Origin of the sequence: Parvibacter caecicola, from assembly GCF_003725335.1 — a bacterium.
Taxonomy (GTDB): Bacteria; Actinomycetota; Coriobacteriia; order Coriobacteriales; family Eggerthellaceae; genus Parvibacter; species Parvibacter caecicola.
The window spans coordinates 36595-52570 of record NZ_QIBY01000007.1 but is presented as its reverse complement, the minus strand read 5'-3'; the positions used below and the strand labels follow the sequence as shown (position 1 = coordinate 52570).

The window sequence follows — 15976 nt, the reverse complement described above, 5'->3', positions numbered from 1 at the left end:
GTTTGCGAATCATATGAAAGGCTCTCGGAAAAGTGGCGCCGTTTGCCGTTGGGGCTTTCTGCGTCGCGTTCCGTTGGGTTATATTAACATGTTGATTGTTCAACAAATCAAAAACACGGTGAAAGGAGCCGTTCATGGCAACCATCGACACAGTGCGCGAAGTTCTGGTAGAAAACCTCGACCTCGATCCCGAGGCCATTACCGCCGAGGCCACCATGGAGGGCCTGGGCATCGACTCCCTGGACATGGTGGAGCTGGTGTGCGACATCGAGGAGCGCTGCGAAATCGAGTTCGGCGAGCCGGAAGGCCTCACCACCATCGGTGACATCGTGGCCCACATCGATTCCCTGAAATAAGGCCTGCCTTTATGAAAACCCGCGTAACTGAGCTGCTGGGCATCGAGGCTCCCATCATCCAAGGGGGCATGGCCCGCATCGCCGACGCTTCGCTTGCCGCTGCGGTGAGCGAAGGGGGCGGCCTGGGCATCATCGCCGGCGGCGGCGCCTCTCTGGAGTGGATGACCGAGCAGGTGCAAAAGGCCCGCAGCCTTACCAGCAAGCCCATTGGCGTGAACATCATGCTGATGGACCCCCAAGCGGCCGACCTGGCCCGCCTGGTGTGCGAGATGGGGGTAGAGGTGGTAACCACTGGTGCCGGCAGTCCCGTGGACTTCTTGCCTCTGTGGAAGGAAGCCGGCATCAAGGTTATCCCCGTGGTAGCCACCACCGCCCAGGCCAAGCGCATGGAGCGGCTGGGGGTGGACGCCGTGGTGGCGGAAGGCACCGAATCGGGCGGCCATGTGGGCGAGCTGACCACCATGGCGCTGGTGCCCTCGGTGTGCGCGGCGGTGTCCATTCCGGTTATCGCGGCGGGTGGCATTGCCGATGGCCGCGGCATCTGCGCCGCCTTTGCCCTGGGGGCCGAGGGCGTGCAGATGGGCACTCGCTTCCTCACGGTGGACGAGTGCACGGTGGCCGACGAGTACAAGCAGTTCGTGCTGAAGGCGAAGGATTCCGACACCATGGTGATCGGCCGCGGCAGCGGGCATCCGGTGCGCTGCCTGAAAAACCCCTTCGCCCGCAAGGTTCGCGTTCTGGAGACAGATCTGGCCAGCAACGGCGCCGAGATCGAGGCCATGCACCTGGGGGCGCTGCGGCGCGCGGTGAGCGGCGATGTGGCCAACGGCACGGTGATGGCCGGCCAGGTGGCGGCCCTGGTAAGCGAGCGGGAAACCGCCGCCGAGGTGATTGCCCAGCTGGTGGCCGAAGCCGAAGCGCTGGGGGGCATGGGGCTGGATGCCCTGGCCGCCTTGAACGCCCGTCGCGAACGGCTGCTGAACGTGAGCGGAACAGGGGAGGAATAGACCTGTGGCCAATAGGGAAAGCGCCCCGCTTGGGGCTTGCGGCCAGGGAAGCGATTCCCTGGCCCCCTTAGTTTTAGAACCGGGATGCCTGGTGTTCATGGCTTCGGGGCAGGGGTCCCAGAAGCCGGGCATGGGGGCGTCGCTTTTGGATGTGCCCGAAGTGGCCGAAACCTTCCAGTGCGCCTCCGACGTGCTGGGGCGCGATGTGGCCGCCATCGCTTTGGCCGAGGGCCCGGAAGGGGCCGAAGCCCTGAACGACACCAGGAACGCCCAGGCGACCATCGCCACGTTGTCCATCGGCATCGGGCGGGCGCTTATGGCCCGCGGCGTGCGGCCGGCGGCCCTGCTGGGTTTCTCGCTGGGACAAATCAGCGCGTTGGCGCTGGCGGAGATGGTGTCGCTGGAAGACGCCTTCCGCATTTTGGACGTGCGTTCCGCTGCCATGGCCGAGGCAGCCGCTGCGGCGCCGGGTGCCATGAGTGCGCTTTTGAAGGCGGACGAAGCCGGCGTGCAGGCCCTGTGCGAAGCCTGCGCCCAGGGGGACACCCTGGTGGCTGCCAACTTCAACGCGCCGGGGCAGATTGTGATTTCCGGCACAGCTGATGCGGTGGCGCGAGCGGAAGAGGCCTGGAAGCAGCAGGGGGGCCGTGCCAGCCGCCTTGCCACGGCCGGCGCCTTCCACAGCCCCATGATGGCGGAGGCGGCGCAGCAGTTTGGCCAGTTCTTGGCCACGGTGCCCTTTGCCGAGCCGGTAGTGCCGCTGGTGTGCAACACCGACGCGGCCCTGGTGGACGCGGCCACGGTGCGCCAGCGGTTGGTAGACCACCTCACCCATCCGGTGCTGTTCTCCCAAAGCGTGCAACGGCTATGCGCGGCCGGTGCCAGCACCTTCGTGGAGGTGGGCTTCGGTGGCGTGCTGAGCGGTTTGGTGAAGCGCATCGACAAGGAAGCGGCCCGTTTCTGCGTGCAGGACAGCGGCAGTTTCGACGACTATCTGGCCCAGACGGCCGGTGTGTAAGGCCTGATGGAAGGCTAGTTAAGGAGAAGGCTCATGACGGATGTGCCCAACAGAGCGCCGGTGGCGCTGGTAACCGGCTCAAGCCGCGGCATCGGCCTGGCCATTGCCCGCGCGCTGGCGGCCGACGGGTTTTCGGTGGCCCTGAACTGCTCGAACGAGGGCGGCCTTGAGCGCTTGCAGCAGCAAGCGCAGGCGATAGCCCAACAGTTCGGCGTGGCCACGGCGGCGCTGGCCGGCAACGTGGCGGTGGCGGGCGAGGCCAAGGCCCTGGTGGAGGCTACGGTGGCCCAGCTGGGGGGCTTGGACGTGCTGGTGAACAACGCCGGCATCACCCGCGACGGCCTCATCGCCCGCATGGACGAGGCGGATTTCGACGACGTGATTGCCGTGAACCTGAAGGGCACCTTCAACTGCTGCAAGGCCGCCACCAAGGTGATGATGAAGCAGCGGAGCGGCTGCATCGTGAACATGAGCAGCGTGGTGGGGCTTTCCGGCAACGCGGGGCAAGTGAACTACGCCGCATCGAAGGCGGGCGTGGTGGGACTCACCAAAACCCTGGCGAAGGAGCTGGCGCGCCGCAACATCCGCGTGAACGCCATTGCCCCCGGCTACATTTCCACCGACATGACCGGCGCCCTCAGCGACCAGCAGCGGGAGGCCATCACCTCCCACATCGGGCTGGGCCGTTTGGGGCAGCCGGAGGACGTGGCGGCCGTGGTGGCCTTCCTTGCCAGTCCGGCGGCTTCCTACATTACTGGCCAGGTTATTTCTGTAGACGGAGGTTTGGCCCTATGAGCAACAACACGGTAGAAACCCGTCGCCCCGACGGCACCCACCGCGTGGTGATCACCGGCATGGGGGCGGTGTCCCCGGCCGGCGTGGGGGTGGAGGCGCTGTGGGATGCGCTGATGCAGAAGCGCTGCTGCATCGGCCCCATCACCCGCTTTGACAACGAGGGATTTGCGGTGAACTTCGCCGGCGAAATTCCCGATTTCGACCCGGTGGAGCATGGCCTTTCCAAGAAGGAGGCGCGCCGTTTCGACCGCTTCGTGCAGTACGCCATCGTGGCGGCCGATGAGGCGCTGGCCCAGGCGGGCCTGAACATGGAGGCGGAAGATGCCACGCGGGTGGCCATCGCCTTCGGCACTGGCATCGGCGGCTGCGACGAGTTCCAAAAGGGCTGCGACGCCCTGCGGGAAAAGGGCCCCAACCGGGTGAACCCGCTGTTCGTGCCCACCATGATCGGCAACATTGCCGCCGGTAATCTGGCCATTCGCTACGGTATGCGCGGCGAGTGTCTGAACGTGGTTACCGCCTGCGCCACCGGCGCCCACAACATCGGCACCGCCCTGCGCGACATCCGCCACGGCTACGCCGACGCGGCCTTGGTGGGAGGTTCCGAGGAGTCCATCTCGCCGGTGTGCATCGCCGGCTTCACCAACCTGGGAGCCCTGTCCAAGGCGGACGATCCCGCCTGCGCGTCGCTTCCCTTCGACGCCCGTCGCCAAGGGTTCGTGGCGGGGGAGGGGGCCGGCGCCCTGGTCATCGAGTCGCTGGAGCATGCCTTGGCTCGCGGCGCCCAGCCGCTGACAGAGATTACCGGCTTCGGCTCTACTGGCGACGCCTACCACATGACCGCGCCCGACCCCGAGGGCGCCGGCATCCTGCGGGCGATGGAAGACGCCCTGCGGGAAGGGGGCTTTACCGCCGACGACCTTGGTCACGTGAACGCCCATGGCACCGGCACCCCCGCCAACGACAAAACCGAGGCCCACGCGGTGCAGCAGCTGTGCGGCCCCGAAAAGGGCGCCGCGGTGCCAGTTACGTCCATCAAGGGGGCCATCGGCCACACGCTGGGGGCCGCCGGCGCGCTTGAGGCCATCGTGTGCGCCCTCTCGGTAGCGCGTGATACCGTGCCTCCCACCACCGGTTTCGCCGAAGCAGACGAAGAATGCGCCGTGAATGTGGTGACCGAACCCCTCACCGGCGTGCGCCAGAAGGTGGCCCTTTCCAACTCGCTGGGCTTCGGCGGCCATAACGCCTGCTTGGCCTTTAGCCCGTACCCGGCCCAATAGCATCTGCGGGCGCCGGCAGCACCGGCGCCCTTTGTTTCGCTTCCCGAAAGGAGCAGCTGTGGAGATTACGTACCCCTGCGGTCGTGAGGAAATAGAGGCGGTGCTGCCCCATCGCGCGCCGTTTGTGTGGGTGAGCCGCGTGCTGGCCTGTAAGCCAGGCGTATCGGTGACGGCCGAGTTGGACGTACCGGCCGATTTGCCGCTGTTTTCCGGCCACTTTCCCGATTACCCGGTGCTGCCGGGGGTGATCATCATGGAGGCGCTGGCCCAGGCGGCGTCGTTCTCGCTTTTGGTGGAGCGCGGGGCCGAGGGGGCCATCGGCTTTCTGGCGGGCATCGACAATGCGAAGTTCCGCCAGCAGGTGCGCCCTGGCGACACGGTTACGCTGGAAGCAGAGATCGTGAAGTCGTCGCACCGGCTGTGCGTTGCGGAGGTGAGGGCGTCGGTGGACGGGCGCGTGTGCGCCACCGCTACCCAGAAGTACATCTTGGCCAACGGGGATGCGGCCCAGTCCGCCCCCGAAGGCTCGCAAGCTTAATGCGGTGAGGTAAGTGCCGAAGCAATACGTTGACATAGTTCCTGAACAGCAAGCGGTTGCGGCGTCTGTCGCCGAGGAGGTGCGCGCCCCGGAGGCGCCGCAGCCCGGCGACGGCTCGCTGCTGGTTTCCATGGTGGGAGTGATTGCCGAGCAGTTGGCGAAGGCCCAGCACGGACGGCCCCGCGTATTGGTGATGGCCCAGGGCAAGATGGCCCGCCGGTCGTTGGCGGCCATTCGCGAAACCGGCGTGTGGACCGTGGTGCCGCAGGCGGGCGACTGGCGGTTGGACATCAACCCCAAGCTGGCCGATGAGGCGGCGCGCTTGGGGCAGAAGCCGTTGCGGCAGCTTTTCTACAACGCTTACGCGGTGTTGCAGGCGGCCCAAGAGGCGCAGGTGTGCGCGGTTTTCCTGGACGGCCCCTGCGCGTTTTTGGCCAGCGACAACCGTTTCCTGAGCCGTGCCGCCGAAGCGGGCATTGGGGTGTTCGCCGCTTTTGAAGACGATGTGACCCGCCAGTATTGGACCGAGCGGGTGCCGGCGGCCGCCGATGTGCCGGGCGCGCCGCAGCCCACCTGGTGGCGCACCTGCCATTCCTGCAAGCTCACCTTCGACGATGCCCAGTTCGTGGCCAACGACTACCATTGCCCCCACTGCGGCACGCTGGACCGTATGGGCTCGCGCGAACGCATCGACCTCATTTTGGACGATGGCGTGTTCGAGGAGTGGGACGCCGACCTGCCCGACGCCGACCCGCTTTCCTTCCCCGGCTATGGCGAGAAGGTGGCGGCGCAGCGGGCGAAAACCGGCTTGCACGAGGCGGTGGTGTGCGGTTTCGGCCACATTGGCCGTGTGCCCTGCGCCTTCGGCTGCATGGATTCCGGGTTCTTCATGGGCTCTATGGGCTCGTTTGTGGGGGAGAAACTCGCTCGCCTGTTCGACCGTGCCACCGAGCAGGGGCTGCCGGTGGTGGTGTTCTGTGCCTCCGGCGGCGCCCGCATGCAAGAAGGGCTGGCTTCGCTTATGCAGATGGCGAAGGTGTCGTGCGCCATCGAGCGCCACAGCCGCGCCGGCCTGCTGTTCATTTCGGTGCTCACCGATCCCACTACCGGTGGCGTGACGGCATCGTTTGCCACCTTGGGGGACGTAATTCTGGCCGAACCGAAAACTCTTATCGGTTTCGCCGGCCAGCGGGTGATTCGCGATACCATAAAACAAGAGTTGCCGGAAGGCTTCCAAACCGCGGAGTTCGCGCTGCAGCACGGGCTGATCGACGCCATTGTGGAGCGCACCGAAATGCGCCGCGCCATCAAAACGCTGTTGCGGCTGCACTGCGGCACCCCGCCGCATCCGGAGGAAGAGGCGGACGAGGTGCTGAAGGCGGGCGCCCAGGCCCCCTTGAGCGAGAAGGACCGCCGCAAGCTGGAGCGCCATGCCCAGCGGGAACTGCGACGCGCCGGTTTGAAGGGCGCTCCCGAGCCCGGCAGTGCCTGGGAGCGGGTGCAGCTGGCCCGCAACGTGCACCGGCCCACGGCCCTTACCTACATCAGCGGCATTACCGAGAGCTTCTTCGAGCTGCACGGCGACCGCGCCTTCGCCGACGACGAGGCCATTGTGGCGGGCGTTGGCATGGTGGGCGGCCAGCCGGTTACCATCATCGCCCAGGAGAAGGGCTCCAACCTAAACGACCGCATCCGTCGCAACTTCGGCTGCCCCATGCCGGAGGGTTACCGCAAGTCGGCGCGGCTGATGCAGCAGGCCCAGAAGTTCGGTCGCCCCATTGTATGCCTGGTGGACACCCAGGGCGCCTTCTGCGGCACCGAGGCGGAGGAGCGCGGCCAGGGCAATGCCATCGCCGAGAACCTGAAGCTGATGGCCGGCCTCACGGTGCCGGTGGTGAGCGTGCTTCTGGGAGAGGGCGGCAGCGGCGGTGCGCTGGCGCTGGCGGTTTCCAACCGCGTGGCTATGCAGGAGAACGCGGTGTACTCCATTTTGTCTCCCGAGGGCTTCGCTTCCATTTTGTGGAAAGACGGCAAGCGCGCCCCCGAAGCGGCCGAAGTGATGCAGATGGACGCCGCCCGCGTGTTTGAGCTGGGGTTTGTGGACGAGGTGCTCTCGGAAGGGGAGGGCCCGGCCCACGAGAACCCGGAGGAAGCGGTGGAAAACGTGCTGGCCTACCTGGAGGAGGCCCTCGTGGAAATGGCCCCTCTTTCGCCCGAAGAGCTGGTAACTCAACGCCAAGCCCGCTTCGCCCAGTTCTAACCCACAACAGCCAGCGTGCCAAGGGGACGTTCGCTTTCGTCACGTCATCGCGGGATAGAGATTCCGTCTCCGCCTATCCTTCCCCGCGGCGGCCCGTTTGGTAGGGTAGAATTCCCTTACTGACACACTGCGACGAGAGGAGCCCCATGGACCCCAACAAGCGACCGGACGATATGCAGCGCATCACCACGCCCGAGCTGGCCCAAGCCTTTATCGACGAGCAGGTGGCCGCCATTCGCGAGCAGGTCGGCGACAAGAAGGTGCTGCTGGCCCTGTCCGGCGGCGTGGACTCCAGCGTGGTGGCGGCGCTGCTGATCAAGGCCATCGGGAAGAACCTCGTGTGCGTGCACGTGAACCACGGCCTTATGCGCAAGGGCGAGTCCGAGCAGGTCATCGACGTGTTCCAGAACCAGATGGACGCGAATCTGGTGTATGTGGACGCCACCGACCGCTTCCTGGATTTGCTGGCCGGCGTAGACGAGCCGGAGACCAAGCGCAAGATCATCGGCGGCGAGTTCATCCGCGTGTTCGAGGAAGAGGCCCGCAAGGTGGGCGACGAGGTTGATTTCCTCGCCCAGGGCACCATCTATCCCGACATCCTGGAGTCCCAGGACGGCGTGAAGGCCCACCACAACGTGGGCGGCCTGCCGGACGATCTGCAGTTCGAGCTCGTGGAGCCCGTAAAGCTGCTGTTCAAGGACGAGGTGCGCGTCGTCGGCCGCGAGCTGGGGCTGCCGGAGAACATGGTGGAGCGCCAGCCGTTCCCCGGCCCGGGCCTGGGCGTGCGCTGCCTGGGCGCCATCACCCGTGACCGCTTGGAAGCGCTGCGCGAGGCCGACGCCATCGTGCGCGAGGAGATGGAGGCAGCGAATGTGGGTGTCTGGCAGTATTTCGCCGTGGTGCCCGATGTGCGCGCCACCGGCGTGCGCGACGGCGTGCGCGCCTACGAGTGGCCGGCCATCATCCGCGCCATCAACACCGTGGACGTGATGACCGCCGAGGTGCCGGAGCTGGATTGGGCGCTGCTGAAGCGCATGACCGACCGCATCACCCACGAGGTCCCCGGCATCTGCCGCGTGGCCTACGACCTCACCCCCAAACCCGTCGGCACGGTGGAGTGGGAGTAAGCGCACACATTATCGTGAGGTTTGGACTGGGTGCATTTTGGCGCAATTTAGCGAACCAGCGAAGCCCATAGTTGTTTCCAAGCCAGTTGAACCATAGTTTCTAGAAATGCTCCCTCGGTTGGTTCCGGAGGAGCATTTCTTATGGTTGATCCGCTCTTTTCAAACCTAAAAGACTCATACCACTCTGGACTCTTTTCTTTGGTTGGAATAACCGGTCTTGTACCAATACCTTTATTCCAGAGTCGTGCATGATGAGCACATATGTTGCGCGTGGTGTCTCAAGCCGCGCTCATCTATAAGCAGATCTGCTTGCTGCTCGTAAGACAACCATGGCTTTTCGTACTCCAAGGACCCTCCTAGGCGAGAATATAAGAAGACCCGGCAGTGTGCATCGTTGAGAGGCCGGCCGGGTTTGCTGTTGCTTATACTAGCATAACTAGCATAAGCGCTTGAAGATTTGACGGCGATACTCTTGAATGGCCGCCCTATTTCATCCACCAAGCGCTTCGACCTTTGGTAGCCTTGCCGCCGCTTTGATGGCCGGAATGACCGAGCCCGCGTCGTTGGCCTCTTCTATCGCCATAGACCCAGAATCTGTTAGAAACCCATTCGGCCCCTTCGAAACGCTTTCTATCTTGACACCTGCTGCGGCCACAGCACGAACATACACACGAACTCGGTTCATGTGTATGTTTATGCTAGTACTGCCGATTGAGGGCGAATGGGGCTTCGATGTGGAACTACGGGCACAGATTGTCCGGCAGCACGATGGAATCACGGCAATGACTCAGTACCGCATCTGTCACCCGCGGCAGCACCGGCATAGCAAGGCCTGCCGTTTTACGCTCGGCAGGCCTTCGCCCCAGCGCCCTCGACATCCCACTTCCCGTTGTCGGACGGTATCCCGACCACGCGGAAAGACGGCTGCTCGATGATCTTGTAGTCCATTGCCTCTTCTCCCTTCACGGATAGCGTGAACGCGAGGCGCGGATGGAGCTTGAGCTTGGTGCCGGGCAGGCGCGCCTCGCTCGGCGATGCGCCGTGCACGCTTCGAAACGCCCTGCTGAACGACGTCGGGGAGTCGTACCCGTATCTCAGGGCCACGTCTACCACCTTCGCGTCGGTTGACACCAGGTCGTATGCGGCGCTCGTCATCGCCCGGCGCCTGACGTACTCCGAAAGCGTCACCCCCGCTAGGTAGGGAAACATCCGCTGGAGCTGGTACTGGGAGCACCCGGCGATGCGGGAGAGCTTCTCCATATCGAGCGTCCCGTCCAGGTGCTCCTCAACGTAGCCCATGGCTCGGTTCAAGTTCTCAAGCTGGCTCATCCACGCCTCCTTTCGCATCCAGGTTACCGGGCAGGAGAAGGCGCGTCCTCTCATATCCCGTGCGAATATTGGCTGGCCGCGACCACGCATCACGCCCGAACCGGCAGCATAGCTTAACATTGCAAGGCATGCAGAAGAAACCCCAGGCATCGCGCCCCAGAGGACATATCCTTGCGAGATGGTTATACTTGAAGGAGTCTAATCTGTTCGGAAGGGGAGGAAGATGGGCATAGCCAGAAGCCAACGAATAGGCCTGATTGCCTTCTGCGCGCTGTGCCTGACCCTCTACGTTTATGGCATCGCCTCCGCGCCGCGCATACCAAGCCACATCGAAGGCATCGCCCTGCCGCTTGATTTCATGGTGGGGATACCGCTTGGCTTCTACCTTCTTGTGGCTCGGCCAAGAAGGCTCACGCTGCTCTCGGTCATTCCCGTTATTTGGATCGGCTATGCGCTGAGCGCGCTCGCACTCGGGGCGCCAGATGCAGGTATCCTGCCGGCCCTGCTCTCCGCGTTGATTCCCGTGGAGCTCGCCATCGCCGCGCGGGAATGCCTGAAGATCGCCCACACTTTCAAAACCGCCAAGGCGAAGAGCCCTGATCCCATGGCCTGGTTCAGGGAGACGATGCTCTACCTCGTCCGCAAAGACGTCGCCGCTAACATGACGGCGGCCGAGCTGGCCGTTTGGTACTACGCGCTGCTCTCGTGGCGAAAGAAGCCCTACGTGTTGTCAGGCGAGCGGGCGTTCAGCTACCATAACGCCGGCGGCTACATGAACATGATGCTCGGACTCGCGCTCGCGTTCCCCGTGGAGATCATCGCGGTGCACCTCTTGGTGTCGCAGTGGAGCGTGATTGCGGCATCGATCATTACGGCGCTTTCCGTCTATGCGGCCATTTGGCTCGTGGGCGACGCGCGCGCCCGCATACTGCGCCCCATCGTGGTCGGGGAAGGCTCCGTTCGCCTGGAATGCGGCATTCAGATGGAGACCGTCATTCCCGCCTCCAATATCGAGATGGTCGCACTTTCGGATAACGAAATTGGGCATATCGAAGAGTCAGACAGGCTCAACTACGGCACGTTCTATCGCCCGGATGCATGGTTGGTGATGCAGAGCTCCGTTGAAGTTCGGACGCTTCTGGGCACGAAGCACGTGCGCGCCATCGGCGTGAGCGTTGACGACCCAAAGGCGTTCGCCGCCGCGATTAAAGAGGCTGCGGAATGAGGCGCCGTAACTTGATACGCGCCAATCGTTGAGGGATCGAAGCGAATGCCCAGCGACTTGAACAGCTGATCCTCTGCGGTTGGCGCAAGCTCGAAGGCGTCGACCAGGGGCCAGGGCGACTGGAAGGTATGCGCCCAGGCGCAAGCGAGCTGGAAGGCAACCGAGATGATCACGTACCTCAAGACCAAATCGATGGCGCTCATACGGAGACCTCCTCCCCCAGGCGGCGCATGACTGCATCAAACCTTGGGTTGCCGCGAAGCGCGCCCCAGCTCTCGTTCGATGTGATGCTGCTCACGAAGGACGAGCGTAGCGATGCCGCAGCCTCTCCTCGCGCCTCATCCGCCTTCTCGTCTCCGTTCCGCCACAAAAACTCGTCGACAGGCTTGAAGAAAGGCGGGTTCTGCGGGTTCTCAAACGTCTCGCAGCAGCGCTCCAGGTCTTCGACGAACCGTTCCAGCTCGGCCAGCGCGCGGTCGCTATCCCCCGATTCCACGAGCTGCGTCGCCAACGCGATCCGAATGATTGGGACAAGCGTTGGGGAGAGCGCCGCAAACCCATCCGGCGCTTGAATGGCCGCCGCGAGAACAAGGATATCTTCGAGTTCCTCGGCGCTTACACCCTCGACCCCGGCCAAAGCCTGCGCGCAGCTGGCAACTTCGAGGAGCGAGAAGAGGAGCTGGCGCTTGAGCGCGATCTCGGCCCTCTTCGGGTTCCCTGCTCTTATGGCAATGCCTGCGAGAATGATTGCGGCCATGTTCGGCTTGGCGGGAACCATCTTCTCGATGAGTTCGTCTGCCTGGCCCTCCCTCCCCTCGGACGCGAGCAATATGCAGAGCGCTTGCAAGACGAAGCCTGTGGAGGGGCCGTCTGGATCGAGCTGCAGCACGCGGCGCAAGATCCTCTCAGCGAGATCGGCCACGCGCGATGTGGGTTCGGGGCAATTCGCCTCGTCTGAGATGCTCGGCTCTATCGCTTTCACATAGAGCGCGAGGCCGACAGCCTTGAGGAGCTCAGGATCGGGCCAGTATCGGGCAGACTGTCGCTCGGCATACGTGGCAGCCTGGGCAGGATCCTCCGCAAGCAGCGCTTGCAGCCACTCCGTGACCTCTTCCCGCTTTTCCTCGCCTGCCAGGGGTTCGTACCCGAACAAGTCGTCCAAGGTTACAGAGAATAGGGAGGCTATCTGGGGCACAAGGGCGATGTCGGGCAAGCTCTGGCCGCATTCCCATTTCGATACGGCCGCTTTCGACACGCCGAGTCGGCAGGCAAGTTCCTCCTGCGTAAGATGGTTGCGGATGCGCTCTTCTAGGATGCGCTCGGATAAAAGGGAACGGTTCATCGGTTGTCCTTTCGACACCTTCAATTATCTCCGCACTAAGAAATCGCAGCAAGCGAGAGCCGATTGACTTTGCCTGCCGTCAAATCAACCGACGGTTGACTGCCGCTCTTGTAACGTGATTTTGCGACGGCCGGGCCGAAAGCACCAACGCAGTAAGATCTTCTGGACGAAAAAGAACCGGGCTTGCCTACCAGTTTGCCACTAGGCTATAGTTTACAATCATGCTGAATATATATTAGAATATCAGCGTGATTGTAAAATGATTACTAAATACGACAAGACACTGAATTCTATCCTCGAAGCCAACACGGGGATCATAACCTCTGCCGAGGCGCAAGAGGCAGGGGCTACGCGCCCGGCCTTCTCCGACTACGTCCGCAGACACGGTCTTGAGCGAACATCGCGTGGGGTCTACATTGATCCTGATGTATTCCCAGACGAAATGGTGCTCCTCCAGAAGCGCTTCCCTAAAGCCGTGTTCTCCCATGAATCGGCGCTCTACCTCCATGACCTGACTGACCGCGAGCCGATTCCAATCTCGGTCACGGTTGACTCGGGCTACAACGCCGGCCCCCTGAAGGCCCAAGACGTGCGTATCTACTACACGAAGCCGGAGTGGTACGAGATGGGGCTCGCGGAGGTCGAAACGCCGAGCGGTACCAAAGTGATGGCTTATGATAAGGAGCGCACCATCTGCGACCTCATCCGCAGGCGCGCCGCTTTCGACCCGGCAGTGTTCCGACAGGCAATCCGCGATTACGCGCGTTCAAGGGATAAGAATCTTGCGTGCCTGTCTGACTACGCGCGCGCGATGAACATAGAATCCCGCGTTTATGAGGTAATGGAGGTGGCACTGTGATCACGGGAGCCCGGAGAATCAAAGACCTCATCAGGAACCGCGCCAAAGGGGACGGCGCCACGGCGCAGATGTTCCTTCGTCACTACGCCATGGAGCGCCTGCTTGAGAGGCTGTCCGTATCCGATTATCGCGATGACTTCGTCATCAAGGGAGGCATGCTCGTGGCATCTCTCATCGGCGTGGACGAGCGCTCCACGCGAGACATCGACGCCACGATGCGCGGGCACGACATGAGCTTGGATAATGTCTCTCGCATCCTTGCCGAAGTCGCCTCCATCGACATCGGCGACGGCTTCACCTTCGAGCTCGGGGCGCCACAGGAGATCATGGAAGACTCCGAGTACGGTGGTGTGCGCATTGGCGTGAGTGCGTCCATCGAGAAGACGAAGATTACCTTTAAAATCGACGTCTCCACAGGCGATGCCATCACTCCGGATGCGATTGAGTACGAGTATAAGCTCCTGTTCGAGGATCGGTCCATCGCACTGCGCTCGTACAATACCGAAACAGCGCTCGCCGAGAAGCTGGAAACCATTCTCTCGCTTGCTCTTCAGACGACGAGGATGCGTGACTTCTACGATATCTATGCCCTCACTGAGTCGGGCCGCAACATCGACTTCGCCCTGCTGGGGAATGCACTTGATGCAACCATGGCAGTGCGCTCAAGCACGGCGTTGCTCGATCGGAGCGATGAGGTAATCGGCTTACTTGAGGGTAGCGAGATGATGGAGAGTCACTGGAGCCGGTATCAGGCGGCCAATTCCTTCGCTGAGTCTGTCAGTTGGCAAGATACGCTCGCATCTCTTCGCACGATGGTCAACGCAATTAAGGCTGCCACTGCTGCGCATTGTCCCAAAGAGCCGCAGGAGGACACGTGGGCGATATCATGAAAAAGGTGTTGATTGTCGAGGACGAGCGGGAGCTGGCGCAGCTGATGGCCCGCGCGTTCGAGGCGGACGGCATCGCGGCCGTTATCGCCGGAAGCGCCGAGGAGGCCTACGACCTTCTGACCAGCGCCGTCTTCGATTGTCTGATAGTGGACGTGAACCTTCCGGGCGACGACGGCTACGCCCTCTGCCGCAACCTGCGCGAGCGCAGCGGGGTGCCCGTGGTGTTCGCCTCGGCGCGCATCGAGCCCGACGCGCGCATCCGCGCCCTGGAGGAAGGGGGCGACGCCTACCTCTCCAAGCCGTTCAGCCTGCGGGAAATGCTCGCCCAGGCGAAGGCGCTCATGATGCGGCCCGAGCGGAAGACCGGCGCCGATGAGGCCGTGCTTTCCGCCGGCCCGTTCCAGCTTGACGTCAGGGCCAAGACCATCCGAAAGGACGGGCAGCTGATCGCCTTGTCGCCCCGGGAATTCCAGCTCGCGTCGGCCCTCATGGGCAGCGCCGGCCAAAGCCTCAGCCGCGACGCCCTTCTGGCGAAGGTGTGGGGCACCTTCGCCGAGGTGGAGCCGCAGACGGTCTCCGTCCACATGAGCTGGCTTCGTGCCAAGCTTGAGGATGACCCGGCTCACCCCGTTTACTTCAAGACCGTTCGCGGCGAGGGCTATCGCTTCGATCTTCCCGAGGGCGATCGCTGATGGCGAAGCAGGGAGAACGCCTGACGAAGCGGCTTGCCGGCGCGGCCCTGGCCTCCGCGCTTGCCGTCGTTATTGCGGCTGCTTTGGGCATCGCGGTTGTCGCCAACGGCGGTGAGGATGCGCTGCGAAGCCAAGTGGTCGAACTCAACGACGTCCGGCAGGAAATCGCGGAAACTGCGCCCGACGGCCGCGACGGTTCCCTGCAGGTGGCCGACCAAGCGCTCGCAAGCGCCCAAGATGCGCTGCGGGATGCCGCCGAATCTCGCAACGACGCGGCGGCCGGCGCCGTGGCGCTCACCGCGCTCGTCTCCGTTGCAGCCCTCGCGTTTTTGGCCATCTACCTGCACCGCGCGGTGGCGCGACCCTTCACGCGGCTGGAGGGCTTCGCCGAGGAAGTGGCATCCGGCAACCTGGATGCGCCGCTTGCCTATGAGCGGTCCAACCCCTTCGGCAAGTTCACCTGGGCGTTCGATCACCTTCGCAAGGAACTCGACCGCGCTCGGAAGGACGAGGAACGCGCGAGGGAAGACCACAAGGCCGCGCTCGCCTCGCTCTCCCACGACCTGCGCACCCCGCTCGCGTCCCTTAGGGCCTATGCGGAGGCCCTGGACATGGGGCTGATGAGCTCGGAGGAGGAGCGGGCGGAATACGAGCGCGCCATCATCCGAAAATGCGACGAGGCCTCATCTCTGGTGGAGGACCTGTTTCAGCATGCGCTCTCGGACATGGATCGCATCGCGGTGGCCTGCGAGCCCGTGCAGGCGGCCCCCATCGTGAGGCGCTGCGCCAGCGACTCGTCCGGCCTGGCCCAGATTTCCTGCCTGCGCGTGGACGATGCCCGCGTGGAAGCCGACGAGGCGCGGCTCGCTCAGGCCATCGACAACCTCATCGGCAACGCCATCAAGTACGCACGCGGTTCGGCCATCGACATCCAGGCCACGGCCGAGAACGGGCTGTACACGATAGCGGTGCGCGATTACGGGCCGGGCATGCCGCCTGAGGACCTGCCGTTTGCCACCGAGCGCTTCTATCGGGGCGCGAACGCGTCGGACAAGCCGGGTTCGGGGCTGGGGCTTTACATCTCGTCCTATCTGGCGGAACGCATGGGCGGCCGCCTGCACCTGGTCAATGCCCACCCGGGGCTCAAGGCCACCATAGAGCTTCCTCTTTTGCCCTGAGCCGCAAGCGCTGTGCGCCTTAATGATTCCTTAATGGCCGTCTTTCTATGATGGGGCCGACGGCGCACAAGGGAAAGGAC

The 15976-nt window shown here is 63.6% G+C and carries 15 protein-coding genes; 13 read left to right on the top strand and 2 right to left on the bottom strand.

What is annotated here, in order from left to right; genetic code table 11:
* The first annotated feature begins 134 nt into the window (after positions 1-134).
* The 8 genes from DMP11_RS05650 (at position 135) to guaA (ending at position 8381) form a co-directional block, all read left to right on the top strand.
* Entirely contained in the window at positions 135-356 is a 222-nt protein-coding gene (locus DMP11_RS05650) for an acyl carrier protein (protein ID WP_123185530.1), read from the top strand.
* 11 nt (positions 357-367) lie between these two features.
* Positions 368-1363, top strand: a complete 996-nt coding sequence (locus tag DMP11_RS05645; protein ID WP_123185529.1) for a nitronate monooxygenase — start codon at positions 368-370, stop codon at positions 1361-1363.
* A 4-nt stretch (positions 1364-1367) separates the two neighbouring features.
* Positions 1368-2381 carry an ACP S-malonyltransferase gene (locus tag DMP11_RS05640; RefSeq protein ID WP_235869405.1) on the top strand — a complete coding sequence of 338 codons (1014 nt, stop codon included), beginning with the start codon at positions 1368-1370 and terminating at the stop codon, positions 2379-2381.
* 33 nt (positions 2382-2414) lie between these two features.
* Positions 2415-3176, top strand: a complete 762-nt coding sequence (fabG, locus tag DMP11_RS05635) for a 3-oxoacyl-[acyl-carrier-protein] reductase (RefSeq protein WP_123185528.1) — start codon at positions 2415-2417, stop codon at positions 3174-3176.
* Positions 3173-4456, top strand: coding sequence for a beta-ketoacyl-ACP synthase II (fabF, locus tag DMP11_RS05630; protein ID WP_123185527.1), 1284 nt, complete (start codon positions 3173-3175; stop codon positions 4454-4456). Before fabG ends, fabF begins: the two co-directional genes overlap by 4 nt.
* A gap of 58 nt (positions 4457-4514) precedes the next feature.
* Positions 4515-4994, top strand: a complete 480-nt coding sequence (gene fabZ, locus DMP11_RS05625) for a 3-hydroxyacyl-ACP dehydratase FabZ (RefSeq protein ID WP_123185526.1) — start codon at positions 4515-4517, stop codon at positions 4992-4994.
* 13 nt (positions 4995-5007) lie between these two features.
* Complete coding sequence (locus DMP11_RS05620) at positions 5008-7254, top strand: acetyl-CoA carboxylase carboxyltransferase subunit alpha (RefSeq protein ID WP_148041092.1); 2247 nt, start codon at positions 5008-5010, stop codon at positions 7252-7254.
* 146 nt (positions 7255-7400) lie between these two features.
* Positions 7401-8381, top strand: coding sequence for a glutamine-hydrolyzing GMP synthase (gene guaA, locus DMP11_RS05615; RefSeq protein WP_123185524.1), 981 nt, complete (start codon positions 7401-7403; stop codon positions 8379-8381).
* Positions 8382-9221: 840 nt separating this feature from the next.
* On the opposite strand, the gene DMP11_RS05610 is transcribed toward guaA, so the two are convergent.
* The gene (locus DMP11_RS05610) at positions 9222-9710 is read right to left on the bottom strand and encodes a helix-turn-helix transcriptional regulator (protein WP_161555304.1); all 489 of its coding nucleotides are present in this window, start codon (positions 9708-9710) and stop codon (positions 9222-9224) included.
* 223 nt (positions 9711-9933) lie between these two features.
* Here DMP11_RS05610 and DMP11_RS05605 point away from each other — a divergent pair, with 223 nt between their 5' ends.
* Positions 9934-10935, top strand: a complete 1002-nt coding sequence (locus tag DMP11_RS05605; protein ID WP_123185522.1) for a hypothetical protein — start codon at positions 9934-9936, stop codon at positions 10933-10935.
* A gap of 199 nt (positions 10936-11134) precedes the next feature.
* Here DMP11_RS05605 and DMP11_RS05600 read toward each other — a convergent pair whose 3' ends face one another.
* A complete protein-coding gene (locus DMP11_RS05600; RefSeq protein ID WP_123185521.1) occupies positions 11135-12277 on the bottom strand; it encodes a helix-turn-helix transcriptional regulator in 1143 nt (380 codons plus the stop codon).
* 259 nt (positions 12278-12536) lie between these two features.
* Between DMP11_RS05600 and DMP11_RS05595 the strand changes: the two genes are divergently transcribed.
* From DMP11_RS05595 to DMP11_RS05580, 4 genes are read left to right on the top strand one after another with little or no spacing between them, the layout of a single operon-like run.
* The gene (locus tag DMP11_RS05595; protein ID WP_123185520.1) at positions 12537-13136 is read left to right on the top strand and encodes a type IV toxin-antitoxin system AbiEi family antitoxin domain-containing protein; all 600 of its coding nucleotides are present in this window, start codon (positions 12537-12539) and stop codon (positions 13134-13136) included.
* Positions 13133-14026: a nucleotidyl transferase AbiEii/AbiGii toxin family protein gene (locus DMP11_RS05590; protein WP_123185519.1), complete on the top strand. Its 894-nt coding sequence runs from the start codon at positions 13133-13135 to the stop codon at positions 14024-14026. Before DMP11_RS05595 ends, DMP11_RS05590 begins: the two co-directional genes overlap by 4 nt.
* Positions 14011-14718, top strand: coding sequence for a response regulator transcription factor (locus tag DMP11_RS05585; protein WP_214647020.1), 708 nt, complete (start codon positions 14011-14013; stop codon positions 14716-14718). The genes DMP11_RS05590 and DMP11_RS05585 overlap by 16 nt, the downstream gene beginning before the upstream one ends.
* Positions 14718-15896 carry a HAMP domain-containing sensor histidine kinase gene (locus tag DMP11_RS05580; RefSeq protein WP_123185518.1) on the top strand — a complete coding sequence of 393 codons (1179 nt, stop codon included), beginning with the start codon at positions 14718-14720 and terminating at the stop codon, positions 15894-15896. The genes DMP11_RS05585 and DMP11_RS05580 overlap by 1 nt, the downstream gene beginning before the upstream one ends.
* Positions 15897-15976: the final 80 nt, after the last annotated feature.

Coding starts and splice junctions, on each gene's coding strand:
- DMP11_RS05645 (WP_123185529.1), top strand. CDS start 368: ATGAAAACCCGCGTAACTGAGCTGCTGGGCATCGAGGCTCCCATCATC.
- DMP11_RS05600 (WP_123185521.1), bottom strand. CDS start 12,277: ATGAACCGTTCCCTTTTATCCGAGCGCATCCTAGAAGAGCGCATCCGC.
- fabG (WP_123185528.1), top strand. CDS start 2,415: ATGACGGATGTGCCCAACAGAGCGCCGGTGGCGCTGGTAACCGGCTCA.
- DMP11_RS05610 (WP_161555304.1), bottom strand. CDS start 9,710: ATGAGCCAGCTTGAGAACTTGAACCGAGCCATGGGCTACGTTGAGGAG.
- fabF (WP_123185527.1), top strand. CDS start 3,173: ATGAGCAACAACACGGTAGAAACCCGTCGCCCCGACGGCACCCACCGC.
- DMP11_RS05605 (WP_123185522.1), top strand. CDS start 9,934: ATGGGCATAGCCAGAAGCCAACGAATAGGCCTGATTGCCTTCTGCGCG.
- DMP11_RS05580 (WP_123185518.1), top strand. CDS start 14,718: ATGGCGAAGCAGGGAGAACGCCTGACGAAGCGGCTTGCCGGCGCGGCC.
- DMP11_RS05595 (WP_123185520.1), top strand. CDS start 12,537: ATGATTACTAAATACGACAAGACACTGAATTCTATCCTCGAAGCCAAC.
- DMP11_RS05650 (WP_123185530.1), top strand. CDS start 135: ATGGCAACCATCGACACAGTGCGCGAAGTTCTGGTAGAAAACCTCGAC.
- guaA (WP_123185524.1), top strand. CDS start 7,401: ATGGACCCCAACAAGCGACCGGACGATATGCAGCGCATCACCACGCCC.